This window comes from Actinospica durhamensis (assembly GCF_018139695.1).
GTDB classification, from domain to species: Bacteria; Actinomycetota; Actinomycetes; order Streptomycetales; family Catenulisporaceae; genus Actinospica; species Actinospica durhamensis.
Genome location: NZ_JAGSOG010000569.1, coordinates 1 through 1,472, shown reverse-complemented (window position 1 = coordinate 1,472; position 1,472 = coordinate 1). Strand labels below are relative to the sequence as shown.

Here is a 1,472-nt window from a genome sequence, read left to right as displayed (position 1 = left end):
GTATCCCCTGGGGCGACGGGGAGGGGCGGGCCGACCGCTGAGACCCACCCGGACCGCAGGGTGATCATCGGACCCGGCCCGCTGCGCCCCTCGGAAGGCAGTCGCAGGCCTTTTAGCTTTTTCCCGGAGTGCTCCGCAGGGTGTGCGGGCCGCGTCTCTGCCGGCGCAACCGCGGCGCCCCGACCTCAGTTCACTGCACCGTGGCGCGCCGCTGATGGGCCGGAGCGGCCCGGCAGTGCGCTGGGACTGGCGTAAGCACGCTGGGGCTTGGGTGTACTGGTCTTTCTCGGCGACCGATACCTAGACGAGCGGACGAGTCGGCTGTGTGGAGACGCCGACCTTGGGAGGGGGCTCCACATGGGCGGGTCGGGAGCGGCGAAATCTTCTCGGAGCCGGGCCCCCGTGCCGTAGTCCCGCGCTGCTGGAAGTCGTTGTGCGCCGATCCGCAGCGCGCTTGACCCCGCTGTCGGAGTGGCCCGGGAGGCGCCCGAGAGAACCGCAGCCTTAAGAGCAAATGCAGGCGCCCCCGTCCACTGGTGTGGTGGTCGGGGGCGCGGGGCGGCCTGGTTCGCCGACTTGGGCGGCGAACGCGGTGGGGGCTGGTTAGAGCTCGGCGAGTGTGAGGTTGTGGACGATGACTTCGAGCTGTCTGCTGAGGTGGAAGAGTTCGGTGTGGATGTGCCGGAGTTGCTGTGCGGTCGTGCGGACGTCGAGCGGTGGGGCGCCGTGGCAGAGGTTGCGGTAGGGGGTGCCGGTGACGGCTGTGATGGCTCTTTGGTAGTGGGGCTGTGGGGTGGCGTGCTGGCCACTCTCCCACTTCTGCACGAGCCGCTTTGTGGGTCGGGCCTCTTGGTGGGCGGTTCCGCGCAGTGCGTCTTGGATGGCTCGGGCGAATGCGGCTTGAGACATGTTCAGCGCTTCGCGGGCCTCGCGCAGGCGCTTGCCGTTGAGGATGAGGCCCGTCTTTTCGGGGTAGCCGTTCATCGGGTGGGTCTCCGGGTCGCGTTGTAGACGGCGTGAAGTGCTTCGTCGAAGGAGAGGTACCTGAGCTGTTCGACCAGTTCGGGGTGGTCGTTGGCGAGTAGGCGGTGGAGCTGGTTGCGGACTTGGGCGCCGAGGAATTCGGCGGCGGCCACGACTTCGGGGCTGTCTGGGTCGTCCCTGTGTTCGGCTAGGACTTCGTTCAGGCAGTCGCGGAACTGGTTGACGCGGGCCTGGTCCATGCGCTCGAGAAGGCTGCCGGAGGTGGTGTTCTTCCAGGCTGTGAGTTCCAGGTCGGCGGTGTCGTTCTCGTTGGTTGGCACGGGCTCCCCTCGTGTTGGGCACACTCGACCGGTGTGCGGGGCGGGTGTTGGTGCGCCCGCCGATAGCGTGGGGGGCCGCTGTCGGCGGGCGCGTCTGGCTGGGCGTGAGCGTGTCCGGGGTGTCCGGGTGCTACTTCGTCCAGGAAACCTTTGCGCTGGCTCTATTGC

At 68.2% G+C, this 1,472-nt stretch carries 2 protein-coding genes; both read right to left on the bottom strand.

Annotated elements, in window-relative coordinates:
- Window positions 1-603: 603 nt before the first annotated feature.
- Window positions 604-984 (bottom strand): helix-turn-helix domain-containing protein, encoded by a 381-nt coding sequence (locus KDL01_RS41080; RefSeq protein WP_212534138.1) that lies wholly within the window; start codon window positions 982-984, stop codon window positions 604-606.
- Window positions 981-1,304: a hypothetical protein gene (locus KDL01_RS41075; RefSeq protein ID WP_212534137.1), complete on the bottom strand. Its 324-nt coding sequence runs from the start codon at window positions 1,302-1,304 to the stop codon at window positions 981-983. Before KDL01_RS41075 ends, KDL01_RS41080 begins: the two co-directional genes overlap by 4 nt.
- Between the last annotated feature and the right edge of the window lie 168 nt (window positions 1,305-1,472).